A 22,869-nucleotide genomic window follows, 5' to 3' on the forward strand; every position below is an offset into this window, starting at 1 on the left:
TCAGACTTCATCTATAGGGAATAATAACATGCAGCCAAATGACATCACTTTTTTTCAGCGTTTCCAGGATGACATTCTGGCCGGACGCAAAACTATCACCATTCGTGACGAGTCCGAATCACACTTCAAAGCCGGGGATATTCTACGGGTTGGACGCTTCGAAGATGAGGGTTACTTCTGCACAATTGAGGTTGTTGGCACCTCAACCGTCACGCTGGACACGCTAACGGAAAAACATGCCCGGCAGGAAAACATGACGCTTGAAGAGCTTAAACATGTGATTGCCGGGATTTACCCGGATCAGACGCAATTTTATGTGATTGATTTTAAATGCCTTTGATTTTAATGAACAACTGTTAGTTGAAAAATAAGTTTCAACATCATGATTTAAAAAGATTAATCTTAAGTTGATATTTATTTTAGCTAACATGTGTTCACTGGAACCATTCTCAGTTACGCTAGAAACGCTATCACGATTGTGAACGTTCTTTGGAGTAAGCTATGGTGCAGAAACCATTAATCGCACAGGGATATTCGCTGGCAGAGGAAATTGCCAATAGCATCAGCCACGGTATTGGGTTGGTGTTTGGTATTGTCGGTCTGGTGCTGTTACTGGTTCAGGCGGTAGACGCGAATGCCAGTGCAACGGCCATTACCAGCTACAGCCTGTACGGCGGCAGCATGATCCTGCTGTTTCTTGCTTCAACCCTCTACCACGCGATTCCGCATCAGCGGGCGAAGATCTGGCTGAAAAAATTCGACCACTGCGCTATCTATCTGCTGATTGCCGGAACCTATACGCCGTTTTTGCTGGTGGGGCTGGATTCGCCGCTGGCGCGTGGGCTGATGATTGTCATCTGGAGCCTGGCGCTGCTCGGTATTTTATTCAAGCTGACTATTGCCCACCGGTTTAAGGTTCTCTCGCTGGTAACGTATTTAACGATGGGGTGGCTGTCGCTGATTGTGGTTTATCAACTGGCGATCAAACTGGCGGCGGGAGGCGTGACGCTGCTGGCGGTCGGCGGCGTGGTCTATTCGCTAGGCGTGATTTTCTACGTCTGCAAACGCATTCCCTATAACCATGCAATCTGGCACGGGTTTGTGCTGGGCGGCAGCGTGTGCCACTTTCTGGCGATCTATCTGTATGTAGGGCAGGTCTGACACACTGTTGCCGGATGGCGGCTACGCCTTATCCGGCCTACGAGGGATGGGGCCTGAAACCCAACTGCCGGATGGCGGCTAATACCTTATCCGGCCTGCATGGCGCACTGAACCGTAGGCCTGATAAGCGCAGCGCCATCAGGCGTTATTCTTTTCACTCTTCCAGCGAATAGGGCAGCGGTACGATGTGCAGAGTATTCGCATCATCGCGTACGCGAAATACGCTGTCAGCTTCCATATCGTTGTTCATGACCACCTGCACCAGAATCTGGCCGTCATCCAGTTGCACTGCCGCAAGAACGGTGCCGGTACGACGCCAGTTCTCACCCATCTGCAACTCCAGATCTTCTCCGGTTTCCGGTACGCGGCTGGCTTTACCCGCCAGAGACCAGAGCGCGCGTTTGTTCGCACCGCGGAATTTTGCCCGGGCGACCATCTCCTGCCCGCTGTAGCAGCCTTTCTTAAAGCTGATGCCGCCCAGCGCCTGTAGGTTGGTTGCCTGCGGTATAAATTGCCCGCTGTTCGCGGAGTCAATGACCGGAATGCCCGCTTCAATATCCAGCGCCAGCCACTGCTGGCTGTTGTTCAGCGCCGCTTCGCCACGCAGTTTTTCAGTCAGGGATTCAGCCGTGGCAACATCCGTAATCAGCAGAAAACGTTCCGCCGGATGTTCAAACCAAAGCAGGGTGGACGCTCCTTCGCTCACGACCTGTTTTTCGCTGTTCGGTAACTCGCTAAAGATATTCGCCAGCGCTGCGCGAGCCTGAAAACCAGCGATACCGAGCAGAACACGCTCATCGTCAGGCGCGATCGCGACTTTAGAGAACACGGCGTATTTTTTCAGCTCGGTCAGTTGGGCCTCGCGCAGACTGCGGCGTTCAATCCAGGCAAAACCGTCGCCGTCGCGGAACAGACGCAGGTTGCTCCACATCTTCCCTTTTGCATCGCAATGGGCGACCAGTAAGTGTTGCTGTTCGGTAAGCTGGTTGACGTCCGCGGTGACCTGACCTTGCATATACTTCTCGCTGTCGGCGCCGGTGATCGAGGCCAGCGCCCAGTCATCGAGAGTGATCAGCGTCAGAGGCAAACGGGCTGACGCGGACGGTTGACGAGGAGGAAAAGGTGTAAAAGCCATAATAATGTCCTGATTTGCTTAACGCAGTAATAGTGACTAATGGTAAAAGAGCTATAGCCCATTGCAAGCGGTTTAAACATCCCATTTGTGCCTTATCGCCCGCTTTGCGAGGCGCGATGCAAAATCGATGAACCCTTTGACTTAATGTGGTTTTATTTGCCGATCATGCTTCCGTTTATGGAGATTCCCGTAAAAGAACATGAAAAACACGTTACAATAGCCGGGTACTTCATTTTCGCGAGACAGGAAGAAGAACATGGATATTAATAACAAAGCACGTATTCATTGGGCATGCCGTCGCGGTATGCGTGAGCTCGACATTTCTATCATGCCGTTTTTCGAACATGAGTACGATAACTTAAGCGATGAAGAAAAATGCATCTTTGTTCGTTTGCTGGAATGCGACGATCCTGATTTATTTAACTGGTTGATGAACCACGGTAAACCGGGGGATGCAGAACTGGAACAAATGGTGAAACTCATCCAGACACGGAATCGGGAACGTGGTCCTGTGGCAATCTGATTTACGCGTCTCCTGGCGCGCACAATGGCTCTCTTTGCTCATTCATGGGCTTGTCGCCGCATTGGTTTTATTGATGCCCTGGCCATTGAGCTACACGCCGCTCTGGCTGATATTGCTTTCGCTGGTGGTGTTCGACTGTGTGCGCAGTCAGCGGCGGATTAATACCCGGCAGGGCGAAATTAAACTGCTGATGGATGGGCGTTTACGTTGGCAAGGGCAAGACTGGACGATTCAGGGCCCGCCCTGGATGCTTAAAACCGGCATGATGCTGCGTTTGCGCGCCGACAGCGGGAAGCGTCAGCACTTGTGGCTGGCGGCGGACAGCATGGATGACGCCGAGTGGCGGGATTTACGGCGGTTAATGTTGCAACAGGCGACGCAGGGGTAACGCCAACGAAGGCCTGATGGCGCGCAGCTTTAAGGCCTACGGTTCGGTGCGCCATGCAGGCCGGACAGGGCGTTCACGCCGCCATCCGGCAAAACGGTCAGCAGGAATAGTGCTCTGCCATCTCACCGAGAATTTGCTCGCACCAGGCCTGGATGCGCTCATCGCTGAGATCGTACTGGTTGGTTTCATCCAGCGCCAGGCCGACAAAAAGTTGCCCATCGGCAATGACCGGTTTCGGGCTGGTGAACTCATAGCCTTCGGTAGGCCAGTAGCCGACAAATTTAACGCCTTTGGTGACAAGTTTGTCATGCAGCATACCCAGCGCATCCAGGAACCACTCGCCGTAGCCCAACTGGTCGCCCATGCCGTAGAGCGCGACAATTTTGCCTTCCAGCTTGAGATCGTCCAGTTGATTCCAGACGGCTTCCCAGTCTTCCTGTATTTCACCAAAATCCCAGGTCGGAATGCCTAAAATGAGCACATCGTACTGCTCCATTAAGGTCGGAGAGTCATCCTTGAGGTTGTGTAATGTGACCAGTTCCGGGCCAATAATGTCGCGAATTTTTTCCGCTGCCATTTCGGTATAGCAGGTGCTGGAACCATAAAAAAGGCCGATATTCATGACGTACTGCTCTCGATTCTTGCGATGACGATGCGGCTAGTGTACCAGAAAGGCGTCGGCTTCAGGCATAATGGCGTTGATTTAACACGCAGAGGGGCCCGAGATGGATAAGGATCTGGCGCGTATCGAGCAGTTTCTCGATGCCCTGTGGCTGGAGCGTAATCTGGCGGAAAATACGCTGAGCGCGTATCGGCGCGACTTGTCGATGGTGGTCGAATGGTTGCATCATCGTGGAAAAACGCTGGCGACGGTGCAGAGCGATGATTTACAAACGCTGCTGGCGGAACGTATGGATGGCGGGTATAAAGCCACCAGTTCCGCACGGTTGTTGAGCGCTACGCGGCGCTTCTTTCAGCATCTGTACCGTGAAAAATTTCGTGAGGACGATCCGAGCGCGCAGCTCGCGTCGCCCAAACTTCCGCAGCGTTTGCCAAAAGATCTCAGCGAAGCACAAGTTGAGAGATTATTACAGTCGCCAGTTGTTGACCAACCGCTGGAATTACGCGACAAAGCAATGCTGGAAGTGCTGTATGCGACGGGCCTGCGCGTTTCTGAGCTGGTCGGGCTGACCATGAGCGATATCAGCCTGCGCCAGGGCGTCGTGCGGGTTATCGGTAAAGGCAATAAAGAACGTCTGGTGCCGTTGGGCGAAGAGGCGGTGTACTGGCTGGAGACGTATCTGGAGCACGGGCGCCCGTGGCTGTTGAACGGCGTGTCGATTGACGTTTTATTTCCCAGCCAGCGGGCGCAACAAATGACGCGTCAGACCTTCTGGCACCGCATTAAACACTATGCCGTGCTGGCGGGAATCGACAGCGAAAAGCTGTCGCCGCACGTTTTGCGTCACGCTTTCGCCACCCATTTGCTGAATCATGGCGCTGACTTACGCGTTGTACAGATGCTGCTTGGGCATAGCGATCTCTCGACCACACAAATTTATACTCATGTCGCAACGGAGCGCTTGCGTCAACTTCATCAACAGCATCACCCGCGAGCGTGAGTGCTGACAGGAAAGGATAGGTTATGAAAAAACGTTTTATGATGTTCACCCTGCTGGCGGCATTTTCGGGAATGGTTCATGCGGACGATGCAGCCATTCGCCAGTCGCTGACTAAGCTGGGCGTGCAGAGCACGGAAATTCAGCCCGCGCCGGTTGCAGGCATGAAAACCGTGCTGACCAACAGCGGCGTGCTGTACGTCACCGACGATGGTAAGCATATTATTCAGGGGCCGATGTATGACGTCAGCGGCGCGTCGCCGGTAAATGTCACCAATCAGTTGCTGATGAAACACCTGAATGCGCTGGAAAAAGAGATGATTGTTTACAAAGCGCCGCAGGAAAAACATGTCATCACCATCTTTACCGATATCACCTGCGGCTACTGTCACAAGCTGCATGAAGAGATGAAAGACTATAACGCGCTGGGGATTACCGTGCGTTATCTGGCCTTCCCGCGCCAGGGGCTGGAAAGCCAGGCCGAGCAGGATATGAAGTCCATCTGGTGCGCGAAAGACCGAAACAAAGCCTTTGATGAGGCGATGGCGGGCAAAGGCGTGAAAGCCGCCACCTGCGATATCGATATCGCCAATCATTATGCGCTGGGCGTGCAGTTCGGCGTGAGCGGCACGCCAGCGATTGTGCTGAGCAACGGCTATGTGGTGCCTGGCTATCAGGGGCCGAAAGAGATGAAGGCGTTCCTTGACGCGCACCAGAAACAGACCAGCGGTAAATAATTCGCGTGAAACAACAGATACAACTTCGTCGGCGTGAGGCCGACGAGACAGCTGAGCTGCCAGCCGACCTGCCGCCGCTGCTGCGCCGTTTATACGCCAGCCGGGGCGTACGCAGCGCGCAGGAGCTGGAGCGCAGCGTAAAAGGGATGCTGCCGTGGCAGCAGCTTAGCGGCGTCGAAAAGGCGGTTGAGATCCTCTATAACGCGTTTCGCGAGGGGACTCGCATCGTCGTCGTGGGCGATTTTGACGCAGATGGCGCCACCAGTACGGCGCTTAGCGTCCTCGGTATGCGTTCGCTGGGCTGTAACAATATCAGCTACCTGGTGCCAAACCGTTTTGAAGACGGCTACGGATTAAGCCCGGAAGTGGTCGATCAGGCGCATGCTCGCGGCGCGCAGCTGATTGTGACGGTGGATAACGGTATCTCTTCTCATACCGGTGTGGAACATGCCAGAGCGTTGGGGATTCCGGTGGTGGTGACCGATCACCACCTGCCGGGCGATACGCTACCTGACGCAGAAGCCATCATTAACCCGAATTTGCGAGATTGCGATTTCCCGTCGAAGTCGCTGGCAGGCGTTGGCGTGGCGTTCTATCTGATGCTGGCGCTGCGCACTTTCCTGCGTGATAAAGGCTGGTTTGATGAGCGTGGCATTACGCCGCCGAATCTGGCGGAACTGCTCGACCTGGTCGCGTTAGGCACGGTGGCGGACGTGGTGCCGCTGGACGCCAATAACCGCATCCTGACGTGGCAGGGGCTGAGCCGTATCCGCGCCGGGAAATGTCGTCCAGGCATTAAGGCGCTGCTTGAGGTGTCGAACCGCGATCCGCAGAAGCTGGCGGCCAGCGATTTAGGCTTTGCGCTGGGGCCGCGTCTGAATGCCGCAGGGCGGCTGGATGATATGTCCGTCGGCGTGGCGTTGCTGCTGTGCGATAACATCGGCGAAGCGCGGGTGCTGGCGAATGAACTGGATGCGCTGAACCAGACGCGTAAAGAGATCGAACAGGGGATGCAGGCGGAAGCGCTGACCCTGTGCGAGAAACTGGAACGCAGCCGTGAAACGCTGCCTGGCGGCCTGGCGATGTATCATCCAGAATGGCATCAGGGCGTGGTCGGCATTCTGGCTTCGCGCATTAAAGAGCGCTTCCATCGCCCGGTGATTGCCTTTGCGCCCGCCGGTGACGGTACGCTGAAAGGTTCCGGTCGTTCCATTCAGGGGCTGCATATGCGCGATGCGCTGGAGCGTCTGGATACGCTGTATCCGGGGATGATGCTCAAATTCGGCGGCCATGCGATGGCGGCAGGATTGTCGCTGGAAGAGGCGCAGTTTGAACATTTCCAGCAGCGTTTTGGCGAGCTGGTGACCGAGTGGCTCGACCCATCGTTGCTACAGGGCGAAGTGGTTTCTGACGGCCCGCTGAGCGTGGCTGAGATGACGATGGAAGTGGCGCAACTGCTGCGTGACGCAGGGCCGTGGGGGCAGATGTTCCCGGAACCGCTGTTTGACGGACGTTTTCGCCTGTTGCAGCAGCGGCTGGTCGGCGAACGCCACCTGAAAGTGATGGTCGAACCGGTTGGCGGCGGCCCGCTGCTGGACGGCATTGCGTTTAACGTTGATACCGCCTGCTGGCCGGATAACGGCGTACGCGAAGTTCAGCTTGCCTATAAGCTGGATATCAACGAGTTTCGCGGCAACCGTAGCCTACAGCTGATCATTGATCACCTCTGGCCAAATTGACAACAGTATATTAATGAGAGCGCGAATCCGGTAGAATTCCGCTCTTATCACTGCATTTTGACTAGTCCAATAAAAGAAATCAGACCATGTTTGAAATTAACCCGGTAAATAACCGCATTCAGGACCTCACGGAACGCTCTGACGTTCTTAGGGGGTATCTTTGACTACGATGCCAAGAAAGAGCGTCTGGAAGAAGTAAACGCCGAGCTGGAACAGCCGGATGTCTGGAACGAACCCGAACGCGCGCAGGCGCTGGGCAAAGAGCGTTCCTCCCTTGAAGCGATTGTCGACACCCTCGACCAAATGACTCAGGGTCTGGAAGATGTTTCCGGGCTGCTGGAGCTGGCTGTAGAAGCCGACGACGAAGAAACCTTTAACGAAGCCGTAGCTGAACTCGATACGCTGGAAGAAAAGCTGGCGCAGCTGGAATTCCGTCGTATGTTCTCCGGTGAGTATGACAGCGCGGATTGCTACCTCGATATTCAGGCAGGTTCCGGCGGTACTGAAGCGCAGGACTGGGCAAGCATGCTGGAGCGTATGTATCTGCGCTGGGCAGAAGCGCGCGGCTTTAAAACCGAAATTATTGAAGAGTCTGAAGGTGAAGTCGCGGGGATCAAATCCGTCACCATCAAGATTTCCGGCGAATACGCCTATGGCTGGCTGCGTACCGAAACCGGCGTTCATCGCCTGGTGCGTAAGAGCCCGTTCGATTCCGGCGGCCGTCGTCATACCTCGTTCAGCTCCGCGTTCGTCTACCCGGAAGTTGACGATGATATTGATATCGAGATCAACCCGGCAGACCTGCGTATCGACGTTTATCGCGCATCCGGTGCGGGCGGTCAGCACGTTAACCGTACAGAATCTGCGGTACGTATTACGCACATCCCGACCGGGATTGTGACGCAGTGCCAGAACGACCGTTCCCAGCACAAAAACAAAGACCAGGCCATGAAGCAGATGAAAGCGAAGCTTTATGAACTGGAGATGCAGAAGAAAAATGCCGAGAAACAGGCGATGGAAGATAACAAATCCGACATCGGCTGGGGCAGCCAGATTCGTTCTTATGTCCTTGATGACTCCCGCATTAAAGACTTGCGTACCGGGGTTGAGACCCGTAACACGCAGGCGGTGCTGGATGGCAGCCTGGATCAATTTATCGAAGCAAGTTTGAAAGCAGGGTTATGAGGAACCAACATGTCTGAACAACACGCACAGGGCGCTGACGCGGTAACCGATCTTAACAATGAACTGAAAACGCGCCGCGAGAAGCTGGCTAGCCTGCGCGAGCAGGGTATTCCGTTCCCGAATGATTTCCGTCGCGATCACACCTCAGACCAACTGCACGCTGACTTCGACGCGAAAGAGAACGAAGAACTGGAAGCGCTGAACATCGAAGTGTCCGTTGCGGGCCGTATGATGACCCGTCGTATTATGGGTAAAGCGTCTTTCGTTACGTTGCAGGATGTCGGCGGCCGTATTCAGCTGTACGTTGCCCGTGACGATCTGCCGGAAGGCGTTTACAACGAGCAGTTCAAAAAATGGGATCTGGGCGATATCCTCGGCGCGAAAGGGAAGCTGTTCAAGACCAAAACCGGTGAGCTGTCCATCCACTGCACCGAACTGCGTCTGCTGACCAAAGCGCTGCGTCCGCTGCCGGATAAATTCCACGGCTTGCAGGATCAGGAAGCGCGCTATCGCCAGCGTTACTTGGATCTCATCTCTAACGATGAATCCCGTAACACCTTTAAAGTCCGTTCACAGATTATGGCGGGTATTCGTCAGTTCATGGTGGGCCGCGGCTTTATGGAAGTGGAAACCCCGATGATGCAGGTGATTCCTGGCGGTGCGGCAGCACGTCCGTTTATCACCCATCACAACGCGCTGGATCTGGACATGTACCTGCGTATCGCGCCGGAACTGTACCTGAAGCGTCTGGTGGTTGGCGGCTTCGAGCGTGTGTTCGAAATCAACCGCAACTTCCGTAACGAAGGGATCTCCGTTCGTCATAACCCAGAGTTCACCATGATGGAACTCTATATGGCGTATGCGGACTATAAAGACCTGATCGAACTGACCGAATCGCTGTTCCGTACGCTGGCGCAGGATATCCTGGGCAAAACTGAAGTGCCTTACGGCGATGAAGTGTTCGACTTCGGCAAGCCGTTCGAAAAACTGACCATGCGCGAGGCTATCAAGAAATACCGTCCTGAAACGGATATGGCCGATCTGGATAACTTCGACTCCGCCAAAGCGATCGCTGAATCTATCGGCATCAAGGTTGAGAAAAGCTGGGGCCTGGGCCGCATCGTAACTGAGATCTTCGAAGAAGTGGCGGAAGCGCACCTGATTCAGCCGACCTTCATCACCGAATATCCGGCAGAGGTTTCTCCGCTGGCGCGCCGTAACGACGTGAACCCGGAAATCACCGACCGCTTTGAATTCTTCATCGGCGGCCGTGAAATCGGTAACGGCTTTAGCGAGCTGAACGATGCAGAAGATCAGGCGCAGCGTTTCCAGGATCAGGTTAACGCGAAAGAAGCCGGTGACGACGAAGCGATGTTCTACGACGAAGACTACGTTACCGCTCTGGAGCACGGCCTGCCGCCGACAGCGGGTCTGGGAATTGGTATCGACCGCATGGTAATGCTGTTCACCAACAGCCACACCATCCGCGACGTGATTCTGTTCCCGGCGATGCGTCCGGTAAAATAAGACGTGAGATGCCGGATGGCGGCTTTGCCTTATCCGGCCTACGTTTTGCATCTCTGTAGGCCCGGTAAGCGTAGCGCCACCGGGCACAAAGCCGGATGGCGGCTTTGCCTTATCCGGCCTACGTTTTGCTCCTCTGTAGGCCCGGTAAGCACAGCGCCACCGGGCACAAAGCCAGTAAATTACCCCTGGTTATACTCCCGCAACAACTCACGCGCCTTGTCGTCAGACGCCTGCAACACCATCCACGGACTGAACGCCCACGGCGCCGCGCTCAATGCTTGCAGTACGGTTTCCAGGCCGCTCCACTGGTAGTCCATCACTTCATCCGGGTTTACCTGTAGCGCACTGGTCACCTGCGCGGCGTATACCGGACAGACCTCATTTTCCACGATGCCATTCGGGTCAGTTGCCCGATAGCGAAAATCTGGATAGACGGGCGTCAGGTTGGTAATTTCGACGCCAAGCTCAAAACGGCTGCGTCGGATAATTGCCGCTTCAGTGCTTTCTCCCTGCTGCGGGTGCCCGCATACTGAGTTGGTCCAGACTCCCGGCCACGCTTTTTTACTGAGCGAGCGGCGAGTGACCAGCAATTGCCCCTGCGCGTTAAACAACCAGCATGAGAAGGCGAGATGTAAAAGGGTATCAGAGGTATGAGCCGCATATTTCTCCAGTATGCCGTCAGGATTACCCTGCTCATCCAGCAATATGACATGTTCCCCGGTCATAAAAACTCCTGAATATGAAAATAGCCGCATACTGCTGCAAGCCATATACTCTGGCAACTAGCGTAGTCTATATAGGGTGGAAAGGCATTACCAAAAGTAGCGGCGGCAAGAAGGAGATATCGTGACACCGATGGCAATACATTGGGCATCTGGCTTTTGGCTGCTATGATAAGGCGTTTGAAATGTTGCGAGGAATAGTTTTGAGTGCAGGACGCCTGAACAACAAGAGCCTGAGTATTGTGATGCTGCTTTGTGCAGGCTTGCTTTTAGCGGGCTGCTCCAGCAATCAATCTTCTGATTCGGGTTCCGTCTATACCGTTAAGCGGGGAGATACGCTCTACCGCATTTCGCGTACGACGGGAACCAGCGTGAAAGAACTGGCCCGCCTGAACGGTATTTCCCCGCCTTACACCATTGAGGTCGGGCAAAAACTGAAACTGGGCGGAGGGGCGAAGCGTTCCGGTTCATCGCGTGCGACCACGGCGAAATCCTCTACGAAAACGGCGGCAGTCAGACCGTCCTCTTCTGTGCCGCAATCTTCCTGGCCTCCGGTAGGGCAACGTTGCTGGCGCTGGCCTGCCAGCGGCAAAGTCATTTTGCCTTATTCAACGGCGGAAGGCGGCAACAAAGGCATTGATATTTCCGCCGCGCGCGGCACGCCGATTTATGCGGCAGGGGCAGGGAAGGTGGTCTATGTCGGCAACCAGTTACGCGGTTACGGGAACCTCATCATGATTAAACATAATGAGGATTACATCACCGCTTATGCTCACAACGACACGCTGTTAGTTAACAACGGGCAGAGCGTGAAAGCCGGGCAGAAAATTGCCACAATGGGGAGCACTGATGCGGATTCCGTTCGCTTGCACTTCCAGATTCGCTACCGCGCAACAGCGATTGATCCGCTGCGTTATTTACCGCCGCAGGGGAGCAAACCAAAATGCTGACGGTGAATTAATCGCCAGTCAGTGAGCAAGTACCTTGTCAATAAGAGCGTAAGGTTTATAATGCCTTACGCATCTCGAAGCGGGCGTAGTTCAATGGTAGAACGAGAGCTTCCCAAGCTCTATACGAGGGTTCGATTCCCTTCGCCCGCTCCAGCTTCAAGTTTCCTGAACTCCGCATTCAACGCCCAACAGGATTAACTGCCCGCTATTATGGCGTCCATGCCAGTAGTGCGGTCATTAACAACCGTGTCAACAATCTTCAATAATCAGATATACCGCCTTAACCGGGCCATGCACGCCGACCACCTTGATCAGTTCGATATCCGCCGTTGAGCTGGGGCCACTGATGATGTTAATACACGATGGCATGCGTTCACCGGCCTGCGCTTTCTGATGCAGTTTTTCCGCCAGTTGCGCCACGCGTGGCAGGATAGTGCTCTTGCGCAGCACGAAAATCGAGGATTCCGGCAGCAGGCTTAATGAACGCCCGCGCTCCGGCGCGGAAAACAGCACCACACCGCCCGATTCCGTTAAGCCATATTCGGCATACACTACGCCGACTTTCGCTTGCTCGGCCTGGGTAACATTCTCTGCTCCCCGGGTCGGGTCCCAGACCACGGCGTTGCATTCCTGCTGCAAGCGTTCGGTGATGCCCAGTTCAACCAGCCGACTGTCGCCGCTGAGCACCACCGATTTATGTCCCAGTTCTTCACACAGGCGTAACGCCGCTTCCGGCGCCTGCGCTTCGCTGGTCAGTTCGCAGCGTACCAGCATGACATCGCTCGCAAACTGGATAAACGCGTCGCAGCGCTGCTGCTGGCTAAGTTCGGTCAGTCGCTCGTTCGCATAGTTGTTAACCGGCAGCGTATCTGCCTGCGGTTCGAATCGCAGCGGGCGGCCCAGCGCCTGGGCGATGGTGTTTAAAAACGCGCTACGGTTATCCATTCTTTTTCTCCTCTGCCTGATGTTTCTTAAACCAGCTACGGAAACTCTCTCCGTCAGCATCAGGGAGATCTCGCGCCTCCATCCAGTCACCAATGGCGCCAACTTTAAGCGGCGTTTTACCGCCATTAATAAACCAGCTTGCCGCATGGGCGCCCGCCATCATCCCGACTTTCCACAGCCCAGGATGGCTATTGGCATAAGCGAACATTTTGATCGCCCGTCGCTCGGCTTTCGGGGTAATGCCCTCTTCGGCCATCACTCGGCGATGGCGCAGGATCAGTTTTGACAGCGGAATGCGCACCGGGCAGACGCTGTCGCAGGCCGTGCATAATGAACAGGCATACGGCAGATCTTTAAAATCCTTATAACCGCCGAGCAGCGGGGAAATCACCGCGCCGATAGGGCCGGGATAGATTGAGCCATAGCCGTGTCCACCAATGTGGCGGTATGCCGGGCAGGTGTTCATACAGGCTCCGCAGCGAATGCAGCGCAGCACGTCGCGAAATTCAGAACCGAGTACCTGGGAACGCCCGTTATCCACGATAACCAGGTGGAACTCTTCCGGCCCGTCAACGTGGCCTGCCTCGCGTGGGCCGGTCAGCCAGGTGTTGTAACCCGTCAAACGTGCGCCAACGGCGCTGCGCGCCAGCATGGTGATCAGTACGTCCACCTCGGCAAAGGTGGGGGCGATACGCTCCATCCCCATCACCGCAATGTGCGTTTTCGGCAGCGTGGTACACATCCGCGCATTGCCTTCGTTGGTCACCAGGCACACCGATCCGGTTTCCGCCACGGCGAAATTACAGCCGGTAATACCGATTTCAGCGCTGAGGAAATCCTCGCGGATCTTCTGGCGGATGAATAAGGTCATCGCTTCTGGCGTTTCCGGGCCGTTATAGCCCAGACGTTCATGCAGCACGCGGCGGATCTGATAGCGATCCTTATGGATTGCCGGAACCACAACGTGTGAAGGTGGGTCTTGATCCAACTGGAGAATATACTCGCCCAGATCGGTTTCGATCACCTGAATTCCGGCATCCTGCAATACATGATTGACGCCAATCTCTTCGGTCACCATCGACTTGGACTTCACTACCTTGCGCGCGTTTTTACTTTGTGCGACCTGTAAAATGTAGCGGGTGGCTTCTTCTTTGGTTTTGGCGAAATAGACGTGTCCGCCGTTTTCTGTCACTTTCTCGGTGAGTTGATACAGGTAAGCGTCGAGATTACTCAGAACGTGATCGCGGATCTGGCTGGCACGGTCACGCCATTCGTCCCAGTGCCCTAACTCATCGACCATTTTTTGCCGATTCGCGCCGATTCGCTCCTGCGCATTGGCCACGGCTTTGCGCATGATCGGATCTTCAATTTGCTGACGAATGCGCAGTTTAAATTCTACATCGCTGGTTTTTATCGACATCTCTTTCCCCTCAGCGGCTCATCAGCACTTCAGCAATATGCATCACTTTGACCGGCTGGCCTTCCCGTTGCAGTCGACCGCCAATGTTCAGCAGGCAGCTGACGTCTGCGCCAATCAAATATTCAGGCCGGGCATCCATCAGGTGTAAGACTTTCTCTTTCACCATCTCGCCGGATATTTCGGCCATTTTGACCGAGAACGTCCCGCCAAATCCGCAGCAGGTATCCTGATCGGCAAACGTCAACAGCTCCAGCCCGCGCACATTTTTCAGTAGCGTGAGCGGCTCTTCCTTCACTCCCAGCTTGCGGGTCAGGCTACAGGATGGGTGATAGACGGCTCTGCCCTGAAGGCTGGCTCCCACATCCACCACACCCAGTTTATTAACGATAAAGGAGGTGAGATCCTGCATGCGCGCGGCGACCTTTTCCGCACGTAACGCCCATTCAGGTTCATCGACCAGATATGTCGGGTAGCTTTTTACCGCGTAGGTACAGGAGCCAGCAGGAGAGATAATCGGGTCGTCGTTGTCTTCCAGCGCTGCGATCAGGTTTTTCATCCCAGGGATCGCTTCTTTGATGTAGCCGCTGTTGATGGCTGGCTGGCCGCAACACCCTTGCTTCTCAGGGAAATTAACGCGGCAGCCCAGTTTTTCCAGCAGCAATACGGAGTCTCGGGCCATCCGTGATTTCAGCGCGTCACCAATACAGGTAACAAAGAAATTTACATTCACAATCAATGCTCCATTGCTTCACTTCTATTTAGCCCCGATGGCAACCGGCCACCGGGTCATAAATCAATAATAAAAACGACCATTGTTTTTCGGTTTATCCTACTCTACGTTCATTTGTATGACAAAATAGAATAATCCACCAATCAATACCCATATGCAATACCCGGGTTTATTTATTTCGGCATCGCTCACATTTTTATAATGAAAACCACAGCGATGTGAACGTCCGAAAAATAGTTTCAAGTGATTACTAATTTCGTCAGTATCATTATTAAACAGGTTGTTAAATAACTATTTATAGGTATCTGTCTTGCTCTTAAGTATATTTGCCTGGCATTGAATTTTAATTAAAAGATTACAATAGTTACAAAACTACAAATCATAATTACTTTATTCACTGAAGCGATTCAGTTTACATATTTCATTTGACCAGCAATGTAGCCTCCCCACCATAAATATAAATCAGGTTTAATGAACCAATCAGGAATAGTAATGAACGAATATTTTATGTTTGCCCTGGCACTCTCTCCTTTGCTGCTTATGGTATTTTTAATTCTGAAATTGAAAATGCCCATCCATTATTCAGTTTTGATTTCGCTGGCATTCACTGCCGCGCTGTCTGCAATATTCTGGGACATGCCAGTACAAAATCTTAAAGCCTCGATGGGTTATGGCGCACTGAAAGGATTATGGCCGATCGTGATTGTGATCCTCGGCGCTATATTCAGTTATAACGTCATGCAGGCGACCAAAGCGCTGGATATTCTCCGCGATATTCTCGCCAGTATTAGCGAAGATAAGCGTATTCAGGTACTGCTGATTTCGTGGTGTTTCGGTGGATTCCTTGAAGCGGCTGCCGGGTACGGTACGGCGGTCGCGATACCTATCGGTATTCTCATCGCGCTGGGATTCAACCCACTGAAGGCAGCAATTGCTTCACTTGTGGCCAACACCGTACCCACGGCGTTCGGGGCGGTTGGTATTCCGGTCTCTATCCTGGCTGAACAGGTTAATCTGCCGGTTTACACCTTAGGCGGAACGATTATTCTGCAATTAGCCCTTTTTAATATCCTGCTGCCGTTTGTCATAATTTGCATTATTGGCGGTGGCCTGAAAGCCATTCGCGGCGTGTTCCTTATTACGCTGCTTTGCGGTATCACAACGCTTGTTCCGCAGTATTTTGTCGCCATACATCTCGGGGCAGAATTACCCGCTTTTGCCGGCAGCCTGGTCAGTCTTTTTGCCGTCGCAATTGCCAGCCGCCTGCGTAAAGGGAAAACAGATCCCGAGTGGCGCATTGAAGTCAGCCACACCCGTGAAACGACGCCGCGCTCGGCGAAAGTGCTGTTCCGGGTCGGTTCTATCTATCTGTTTATTTTTGTCTTTATTCTGCTGTGCTCGCCGTTATTTCCAACGATAAAAGCGGCGGCTTCTCAGTTGGCTTCGGTGCTGCATTTTACGCTGGCCGATGGCAAAACGCTGGCGCTGAAAGTTGAATGGGTCACCACGCCCGGAATGTTGATTATCTTTGCGACCATTATTGGCGGTTTTATTCAGGGGGCATCAGCACGCGGTATGCTGGAAGTGTTTATCAAAACCGTGTTCCAGCTTAAAAATTCCATTGTCGCGATTATGGCGATCGTCGCCCTGGCAACGGTAATGGATCTTAGTGGTATTATCTCCACGCTGGCCCAGTCGATTGTCGATCTGACCGGAAGCTCGTACGTTTTTCTCGCTCCGGTGATTGGCGCGCTGGGAACGTTTGTTACCGGCAGCGACACCAACTCGAATATTCTGTTTGGCAAACTACAAACCATTGCCGCCAGTAAATTAAATATTGATCCAAACTGGCTGGCTGCGGCAAATACCTCCGGCGCAACAGGCGGGAAAATGATTTCACCGCAAAGTATCGCCATTGCGGTTTCGGCAACCAAAATGGAAGGACAGGCGAATCAGATAATGTCCGGCACTATGAAGTACTGCTGTGCCTATATTGTAATCCTTGGATTAAAAGTTGGTCTCTTTTATTACTGGTTTATGACTTAACGTTATTTTGCGCAACGACGACTGCTCATCAACTGGCAAATGCCTCTGTTTTCCTGTAGCCACGCCACTTTGACGGGGCTATGCTTACTAGCGAAAACATAACAATTACAGAGGCAATGTCATGGATCAGGAACTACTGGATGCGGGTTACCGGGCCTATACCGGCGAGAAAATCGATGTCTATTTCAATACGGCCATTTGTCAGCACTCGGGTAATTGCGTGCGCGGTAGTGCGAAGCTCTTTAATCTGAAACGTAAGCCGTGGATCATCCCGGATGAAGTGGATGTGGCAACGGTTGTGCATGTTATTGATACCTGTCCGAGCGGCGCGCTGAAATACCGCCAGAAATAAGTGAGGAAATGATGGAGATACTCGAAGGCCACAACAAATTTTATGTGAATGATGCTGCGGGTAATCAGGTCGCCGAAATCGTATTTGTACCGACGGGCGAGCATCTGAGCATTATTGAGCATACGGATGTCGATCCCAGCCTGAAGGGGCAGGGCGTCGGTAAACAGCTTGTCGCGAAGGTGGTTGAAAAGATGCGCGAGGAGAACCGCAAGGTTATTCCGCTTTGTCCTTTCGCCAAACATGAGTTTGATAAAACGCGCGAGTATGACGATATCCGCGCCTGATGCGTTTTACCGGTCATCGCCGTGGGTTTCTGCCCACGGTATTTTCCGGCGCCCCGCTGTTTATTATCGGTTTCTCATAAACCCAGCGATTACCGTGGTCGTTGATAAGCTCGTACCTGACGGTACGACAATGTCCCACTTTCCCGGATAACGCTAGCGGTTGTGAAGACAGCGGAGCGATCATCAGCGGCGTTGCGCTGGTGTTGTCGCACGCCAGCGCTGCCAGCGTGATGTACCACGGCGTCGGGTTATTAACATAAAGCTGCGCCTCCTGCGGCTGGAATGTGAAGGTCAGCCGTTCGCCATCCTGTTCTCTCAATGGCCCAACGCCCTGTGGACGAATAAACACTTTCATGCGGATGCGCAGCGGCAGCACGAGTTTTTGCCGCGTTTTCGCATCCTGATCGGTCATCGGCGGGATCTGGTAGATATTCAGCCAGTAAAGCGACTCCCGCTCGCGCGCTAACTCAGGCTTCTCTGCGAGCTGTAACTTTACCGTCCGAATTTCCGTCGGCTGCATTTTGAATACGGGCGGTATCGCGACGATGGGCGTGATGGTCTCAGCAGGCTGACTCAGCGGATCGCCTTCATCCGTCCAGATTTGAACCAGGGCAGGGTGCTGCGCTGAATTTGCCAGCGCCAGCGAATAATGGCTCTCTCCGGCGTTAAAAATAACGCGAGTCACTTCCGTATTGACCACGGCCCGTGCGGGGGGCGCCGTCCATCCTGTCCAGACGATAAGAAGCGTGTATGTGGGCCAGTTACTGAAAACTGACCACCACCTGGAGCTGTGCATAGACCGTTCCTGCTGTTACGTTTTCCCCCGGAATCGCTTCCAGAGAGGCGGTAAAGTCGCCGCTGTAGAGGCTGGTTGAGCCGCTGGCGGTTTGCGTGGTCAGATCCTGATAGCCGTACCAGCCGCCCGCGTTGCCCGTGGCTGTGGCTATTTGGTTGGGCAGAAGATTCAGCGCATTGCCATTTTGCTTGTCGCTGTAGAGGCGAATGCCGACGCCTGATGCAACGCCGTTTACGCCATAATGATTGTCGAGTAGCCATGTATAGGCGCCGGAACCGGTCTTGAGGCCCAACTGAGAGGCCGCATTGGCTGCGGTGGGATTGCTGACCAGGAATCCCATCGCTACATATGCTCTTAAGCTGGTGGACGCCGTCGTGCCGGACAACGCCCCGGTTTCGCATTCGACGCTAATGCTAAAAGGAGCCTGACTGCTGCCGCCGCTGATGAGTTCGCCAACGCTGGTAGGCGGTAACCTGACAATGGCAGGATAGTCGTTGACCCGGCAGGCGGCGCCGCGCACGAACACGGTCTGGCTGGTTAACGTCCAGCCGCCGGGCCACTGCGCTGCGCCCCAGCCGCTATAGTTGGTTCGGCTGTCAGCGCCCTCGAAAAGCCCTGAACTCATGCCGCCACCGTGGAAAGCAATATAGCCTGCCGGTCCCGCGTAGGGATAGGTATAACGGTTGGAACCATCAACGCCTCTGGCGCTGTCATCAACCCGAAACAGTTCAACAAATACGTCGCTAAAGGCGCTGGCTGGGATGTAGATATAGGTGCCGTCATTGAACATTTCACTTTCCGGGATTGCGCGCGCTTTCCAGTAACGGGAGTAATATTCTCCGGTTTTTAGATTGGTCAGCCTGACCGCCACGTTTTTAACGTAGGTGTAGTAAGCGCCGTCGATTCCCGGTACGTCGACCATGCCTCCCCAGTAATCGTCGCCGTTGGTGGCGTAGTATTCATATACCTGGCCGATTTCGGAAACGGTACAGCGAAACATAATCTGATTGGCCGTGACGCCCTGCGTTCGTCCATTGGGGACGAAACTGGCAGCGGCGCTGCCCAGCAACGTGCCTTCGCTCTGAAATCCCGTCCCGTTGCTTAAGGTAATGACGCCGGGCAAGCCCAGTTTCCCTTTTACATCGCCATCCCCCACGCCGCCCCAACTGGCGCCCACATAGCCTGCGTCTTTCGCCGCCTGAGAAAGGGGGCTGGCTGACGTGACCTTGATGCAGGCGGACAAGGCGGGATGCGCAACCATGCCGCTGAATAACAGGCCGTAAAAGAGCTGTCTGATTTTCATACGTTATTCCTGACGACAAGGTAGTGTGAGCTGGTACAGCGGCGTATGCGTTTTAGCCGGTAGTTGATACCAGACCTGGCATCGCTGCGTGGATTTTTGCCCCCACTGTACGAACAGCACGCCGGATTGTTCCGCCAGTCGGGCGTAAATTTGCCCGCCCTGGCCGACCATTCCCACGGATTCGCCGTGGCCGTCCGTCACGTCAGCGCCCATCGGCGGCTGGTCGCCATCGGGAAGCGTTGTGTTGATGAGTGCCGCTTTACCGCTGGTGGTCATGAATTTCACGCGGGAAATCGCGCCGGCGTAGGGCACGATGCGCTTGCTGCCGCTCTGTAGCTCTACTTCGGCATTCATGTTTCCGCTGTCCAGGCTTACGGTGTTATAGCGATAGGGGGTCATGGAAGGGAGCAGGGCATAGCCGAAATAATCGACCGTTGCGCCTTGCCCGTTACGTACCGCCGCGCCGCGTGCGCCTGGCGCTTCGATAAGCGCAAATGTATCGCTGGTGTAGGGGCCAGCGGTGATCCCGCCGCGGTGCGCAACCAGCGTGCCGGACATCCCCAGACCATATTGCTGGTAATCGCTGCCGCGGGAGGCAAAGCCGCGAAACGCGCCGACGGCGGTTCGTTGCTCCACGTTGCCGCCCCAGGTTGCGCTGCTGCCGTCGTGCTTATCTCGCTCCAGGCCGCTATAAACGGCCCAGGATGTGGCGCTGTTCTCGCCTGTGGCGCCGCTTATCCCCACCGTGGCGGTGCGAACGTCGCGGCTGCGATTCATATCCAGATTTAGCTGCGTGCGGCTGGCGCCAACATCGAAGGGGATGGAGATCCCCAGTGAAAGCGTGTTTTCGGTGTATTTACGCTGGTTTTCGCGGTCAAAATCCCGGTCGTTTACACTGGTGCCGTAGCGGCTGGCATAACTGCTGCGCTGTCTGGCGGCGCTAAGATTAAAGGTGATGTTGCGCCAGCTGTTGCTGTAGCCAAACTGGAGTTGGGTGATGCGCGACGCGTCGCTGTAGTAATCTGACGTACTGCCGGTGAAGCTAACCATGCCCCAGTCGCCCATCGGCTGGCTGAGCGTGGCGGAAAAGTTATTACGCTGGTGCAGCGTATCCGAATAATACGCCACGCTGTTTTTCTGCTGACGGCGCACGCCCAGCACATCCTGCAAATCACGATAACCGCTGGTGGAGTAACGGTAGGCCGCCAGCACCAGATTTGTGCCGGTGGTAAACGTTTTGCTGTAGCTGGCCTCAATGCGCCAGCCCTGCTCGTTATCGTCGTTTTCGACTCTGGCGTTTGAGTAAACGGTATTGAGGCCGAATGCCCCGACGGATGTTGCCATCACCCCGCCCAGCAGAAACGCCTGATAATCATCGGCCAGCCGTGAACCCAAATTGGCGGTTAGCGTGTTGCTCATCCCGCGTTGCAAAACGCCTTCGACAAATTTATTCTCCACGCTGTAGTAGTGGCGAACGTAGCCCATTGCCAGCTCATAGTTCCAGTTTCCCGGTCGAACGGAATCAGGAACCGCCGAGTAGGGAACGGTAAAACTTGAGATTTGCCCGTTCGCTTCGATGACATCGACGGCCAGATCGCCCTGGCCACGGGTATTGTAGAGATCGTTAATAACAAAAGCGCCGGGCGCGACGGTGGTTTCGTAAATCACTTTACCCTGCTGGCGTACCACCACGCGGGCGGTTGTGGTCGCCACGCCGCGCACTTCCGGCGCATAACCGCGTTTGCCCTGCGGCCACATCCGTTGATCGGTGTTCAGTTTTATGCCGTTGAATGAGAGGCTGCCGAACAGGCTGCTGTTGGTGTAATTGTCCCCAAACGCTATCACGCTCTCAAACTGAGGAAGAGGGCGCTGAAGCGCGGTCGCTACCGCATTGTATTTGTAGTGGCTACCCGTCTGGTTGTCATCGGCATAGCGGAGGTTCCCCTGATGGCGAAATTGCCACAGCCCGATGTTGAAACCGCCATTGATATTGCTCCACAGGTAGTCGTAGCGCAGGTGTGAGTCTGTATTTTCCGTATGATAAAAATTGGTATTGTGGCGCAAAAACAGCGCGGTTTCTCCGGCGTCCCATTCGGAAACGGGAATATACCCCCGGGGAGCGTGGTAAAGCCCGGCCTGAGGAATCGTCATATTCAGGCGCAGCTTCGCCATATCCACTTGCCAACTGATTTTTTGCCCGGTCTCGCTGATGCGCAGACAGTGCGGCGTTGAAGACGCCGCAGAGGAGCGCGTGCGAATCGCGCTGGCGCGAACCACCTCAAACGGCAGACAGGGTTCGACGGCCTTATCCGGCGTGGCGGATGCGATAAGTTCGATCTTTTCCTGCTGGCGAATCAACTGGTTATTAAGATAAATATCCAGCACGTATTCACCCGCAGGCACGCTGTCTTGGGTATGATTAAAGCGCTGGAGATCCAGACCATGACCGTATGCGGACCCCTGGAGCAGCGCGGGATCAAAATAGTAATCAGCCCTGGTCGCAGCGGAAAATGCCGTAACGCATACCATCAGGCCGAAACCCGCCGGGCGATCAAAGAGGAAAATCTTCACTGATTCTGGCTCCCTGATCGTTAATCAACGTGATGCGAACACGCTGATTTGCAGCCGATCGGGCGTCGGTAAAGACATAACGCTCACTGCTGAAAGGGGCAATCATGCCTGCTTTTTGGGTGCGGGTTTCTGAGGCATTGATCAACTGTAGCCCGGCAATGGTGATGTAATAAGGCTGATTATTTTTAATGGTGATGCCGGTTTGACCCGTTCGCGTGACCTGAAGGTTCGCCAGCATTTTTTGTGGATTACCGTTTAATTCAGCCGGACGATAAAATAACTTCACCCGGTTGCGTAGCATGATCAGCAGGCTGTTTTGATTGCCCTGATCCGGGCTACGTTGGCCCACATTCGCGGGCGGAACCTGCATAAAATTAAAATAGAACAGAGATTCCCTGTCTTGTGGCAGGGACTGGGCCGCCGTAAAAACAATCCGAATAATTTGCCCTTCGCCGGGTTGAATACGAAATACCGGCGGCGTGGCGATAAAGGGAAGTTGAGCTGATTTCTCCGGCCCGTCTGCCATATTGCCATTATCGAACCAGGTTGAGACCACGTAAGGGAAGGAATCTTTATTCTTTAAATGAACATCGACAGAGTTGGCTGAACCATTATAAATAATTCGCGTCCCGGTCATGGTAATACTGGCGGCGACGTGTTCACTCCAGAGTGTAAAAAAGATAAACAGAAACCCCGCGAGAGAATACAGGGCGCCGCGAATGGGATTCATTTATTA

23 protein-coding genes and 1 tRNA gene are annotated in these 22,869 nt (G+C 54.1%); 14 read left to right on the plus strand and 10 right to left on the minus strand.

Annotation, left to right across the window (positions count from 1 at the left end; all coding sequences use genetic code 11):
* Positions 1–28 precede the first annotated feature (28 nt).
* Together yqfB and trhA are read left to right on the plus strand one after the other, a co-directional pair.
* A complete protein-coding gene (yqfB, locus tag OGX81_RS08450; protein WP_047461422.1) occupies positions 29–340 on the plus strand; it encodes a N(4)-acetylcytidine aminohydrolase in 312 nt (103 codons plus the stop codon).
* 161 nt (positions 341–501) lie between these two features.
* Positions 502–1,161, plus strand: coding sequence for a PAQR family membrane homeostasis protein TrhA (gene trhA, locus OGX81_RS08455; protein WP_012135004.1), 660 nt, complete (start codon positions 502–504; stop codon positions 1,159–1,161).
* Positions 1,162–1,315: 154 nt separating this feature from the next.
* On the opposite strand, the gene ygfZ is transcribed toward trhA, so the two are convergent.
* A complete protein-coding gene (gene ygfZ, locus OGX81_RS08460; RefSeq protein WP_104868221.1) occupies positions 1,316–2,296 on the minus strand; it encodes a tRNA-modifying protein YgfZ in 981 nt (326 codons plus the stop codon).
* Between the two features lie 256 nt (positions 2,297–2,552).
* Here ygfZ and sdhE point away from each other — a divergent pair, with 256 nt between their 5' ends.
* Both sdhE and OGX81_RS08470 read left to right on the plus strand, forming a co-directional pair.
* Complete coding sequence (gene sdhE, locus OGX81_RS08465) at positions 2,553–2,819, plus strand: FAD assembly factor SdhE (protein ID WP_024130922.1); 267 nt, start codon at positions 2,553–2,555, stop codon at positions 2,817–2,819.
* The gene (locus OGX81_RS08470) at positions 2,800–3,207 is read left to right on the plus strand and encodes a protein YgfX (protein ID WP_024130921.1); all 408 of its coding nucleotides are present in this window, start codon (positions 2,800–2,802) and stop codon (positions 3,205–3,207) included. The genes sdhE and OGX81_RS08470 overlap by 20 nt, the downstream gene beginning before the upstream one ends.
* Positions 3,208–3,304: 97 nt before the next feature.
* Here the strand turns inward: OGX81_RS08470 and fldB are convergent, their stop codons facing one another.
* Complete coding sequence (gene fldB, locus OGX81_RS08475) at positions 3,305–3,829, minus strand: flavodoxin FldB (protein WP_012134999.1); 525 nt, start codon at positions 3,827–3,829, stop codon at positions 3,305–3,307.
* Positions 3,830–3,932: 103 nt separating this feature from the next.
* On the opposite strand from fldB, the gene xerD reads away from it, so the two are divergent.
* From xerD to lysS, 5 genes are all read left to right on the plus strand, one after another.
* Entirely contained in the window at positions 3,933–4,829 is an 897-nt protein-coding gene (gene xerD / locus OGX81_RS08480) for a site-specific tyrosine recombinase XerD (protein WP_012134998.1), read from the plus strand.
* Between the two features lie 23 nt (positions 4,830–4,852).
* Positions 4,853–5,563, plus strand: coding sequence for a bifunctional protein-disulfide isomerase/oxidoreductase DsbC (gene dsbC / locus OGX81_RS08485; RefSeq protein ID WP_104868222.1), 711 nt, complete (start codon positions 4,853–4,855; stop codon positions 5,561–5,563).
* 5 nt (positions 5,564–5,568) lie between these two features.
* Positions 5,569–7,302: a single-stranded-DNA-specific exonuclease RecJ gene (gene recJ / locus OGX81_RS08490; protein ID WP_049008966.1), complete on the plus strand. Its 1,734-nt coding sequence runs from the start codon at positions 5,569–5,571 to the stop codon at positions 7,300–7,302.
* Positions 7,303–7,388: 86 nt separating this feature from the next.
* A protein-coding gene (gene prfB, locus OGX81_RS08495; protein ID WP_096753903.1) for a peptide chain release factor 2 occupies positions 7,389–8,487 on the plus strand; the annotation gives its coding sequence in 2 pieces (ribosomal slippage) (positions 7,389–7,463 and positions 7,465–8,487; 1,098 coding nt in all).
* A gap of 9 nt (positions 8,488–8,496) precedes the next feature.
* Entirely contained in the window at positions 8,497–10,014 is a 1,518-nt protein-coding gene (lysS, locus tag OGX81_RS08500) for a lysine--tRNA ligase (protein ID WP_012134993.1), read from the plus strand.
* A gap of 179 nt (positions 10,015–10,193) precedes the next feature.
* On the opposite strand, the gene idi is transcribed toward lysS, so the two are convergent.
* Positions 10,194–10,739, minus strand: a complete 546-nt coding sequence (idi, locus tag OGX81_RS08505) for an isopentenyl-diphosphate Delta-isomerase (RefSeq protein ID WP_012134992.1) — start codon at positions 10,737–10,739, stop codon at positions 10,194–10,196.
* Positions 10,740–10,939: 200 nt separating this feature from the next.
* Here idi and actS point away from each other — a divergent pair, with 200 nt between their 5' ends.
* Positions 10,940–11,686: an amidase activator ActS gene (actS, locus tag OGX81_RS08510; RefSeq protein ID WP_058668057.1), complete on the plus strand. Its 747-nt coding sequence runs from the start codon at positions 10,940–10,942 to the stop codon at positions 11,684–11,686.
* A gap of 79 nt (positions 11,687–11,765) precedes the next feature.
* Positions 11,766–11,839, plus strand: a tRNA-Gly gene (locus tag OGX81_RS08515).
* Positions 11,840–11,935: 96 nt separating this feature from the next.
* Here the strand turns inward: OGX81_RS08515 and OGX81_RS08520 are convergent.
* From OGX81_RS08520 to OGX81_RS08530, 3 genes are read right to left on the minus strand one after another with little or no spacing between them, the layout of a single operon-like run.
* Positions 11,936–12,631: a LutC/YkgG family protein gene (locus OGX81_RS08520; protein WP_049011223.1), complete on the minus strand. Its 696-nt coding sequence runs from the start codon at positions 12,629–12,631 to the stop codon at positions 11,936–11,938.
* On the minus strand, positions 12,624–14,051 hold the full coding sequence (locus OGX81_RS08525) for a LutB/LldF family L-lactate oxidation iron-sulfur protein (RefSeq protein WP_101744090.1): 1,428 nt from the start codon (positions 14,049–14,051) through the stop codon (positions 12,624–12,626). The genes OGX81_RS08520 and OGX81_RS08525 overlap by 8 nt, the downstream gene beginning before the upstream one ends.
* Positions 14,052–14,061: 10 nt before the next feature.
* Complete coding sequence (locus OGX81_RS08530; RefSeq protein WP_024130919.1) at positions 14,062–14,781, minus strand: (Fe-S)-binding protein; 720 nt, start codon at positions 14,779–14,781, stop codon at positions 14,062–14,064.
* A 492-nt stretch (positions 14,782–15,273) separates the two neighbouring features.
* Here OGX81_RS08530 and OGX81_RS08535 point away from each other — a divergent pair, with 492 nt between their 5' ends.
* The 3 genes from OGX81_RS08535 (at position 15,274) to OGX81_RS08545 (ending at position 17,463) form a co-directional block, all read left to right on the plus strand.
* Positions 15,274–16,827, plus strand: a complete 1,554-nt coding sequence (locus tag OGX81_RS08535; protein WP_024130918.1) for an L-lactate permease — start codon at positions 15,274–15,276, stop codon at positions 16,825–16,827.
* Between the two features lie 121 nt (positions 16,828–16,948).
* The gene (gene yjdI / locus OGX81_RS08540; protein WP_071257888.1) at positions 16,949–17,179 is read left to right on the plus strand and encodes a 4Fe-4S mono-cluster protein YjdI; all 231 of its coding nucleotides are present in this window, start codon (positions 16,949–16,951) and stop codon (positions 17,177–17,179) included.
* An 11-nt stretch (positions 17,180–17,190) separates the two neighbouring features.
* A complete protein-coding gene (locus OGX81_RS08545; RefSeq protein ID WP_058669118.1) occupies positions 17,191–17,463 on the plus strand; it encodes a GNAT family N-acetyltransferase in 273 nt (90 codons plus the stop codon).
* A gap of 13 nt (positions 17,464–17,476) precedes the next feature.
* Here OGX81_RS08545 and OGX81_RS08550 read toward each other — a convergent pair whose 3' ends face one another.
* The 4 genes from OGX81_RS08550 to OGX81_RS08565 are packed head-to-tail and all read right to left on the minus strand — an operon-like array spanning position 17,477 to position 22,863.
* Positions 17,477–18,259: a fimbria/pilus periplasmic chaperone gene (locus tag OGX81_RS08550; protein WP_024130916.1), complete on the minus strand. Its 783-nt coding sequence runs from the start codon at positions 18,257–18,259 to the stop codon at positions 17,477–17,479.
* Positions 18,225–19,562: a fimbrial usher protein StbD gene (gene stbD, locus OGX81_RS08555; RefSeq protein ID WP_104868223.1), complete on the minus strand. Its 1,338-nt coding sequence runs from the start codon at positions 19,560–19,562 to the stop codon at positions 18,225–18,227. The genes OGX81_RS08550 and stbD overlap by 35 nt, the downstream gene beginning before the upstream one ends.
* Positions 19,563–19,565: 3 nt before the next feature.
* A complete protein-coding gene (locus OGX81_RS08560) occupies positions 19,566–22,133 on the minus strand; it encodes a fimbrial outer membrane usher protein (RefSeq protein ID WP_104868224.1) in 2,568 nt (855 codons plus the stop codon).
* Complete coding sequence (locus OGX81_RS08565; RefSeq protein WP_104868225.1) at positions 22,114–22,863, minus strand: fimbria/pilus periplasmic chaperone; 750 nt, start codon at positions 22,861–22,863, stop codon at positions 22,114–22,116. The genes OGX81_RS08560 and OGX81_RS08565 overlap by 20 nt, the downstream gene beginning before the upstream one ends.
* Positions 22,864–22,869 lie beyond the last annotated feature (6 nt).

Source organism: Citrobacter sp. CK206, assembly GCF_030333125.1.
Classification (GTDB): domain Bacteria; phylum Pseudomonadota; class Gammaproteobacteria; order Enterobacterales; family Enterobacteriaceae; genus Citrobacter_B; species Citrobacter_B koseri.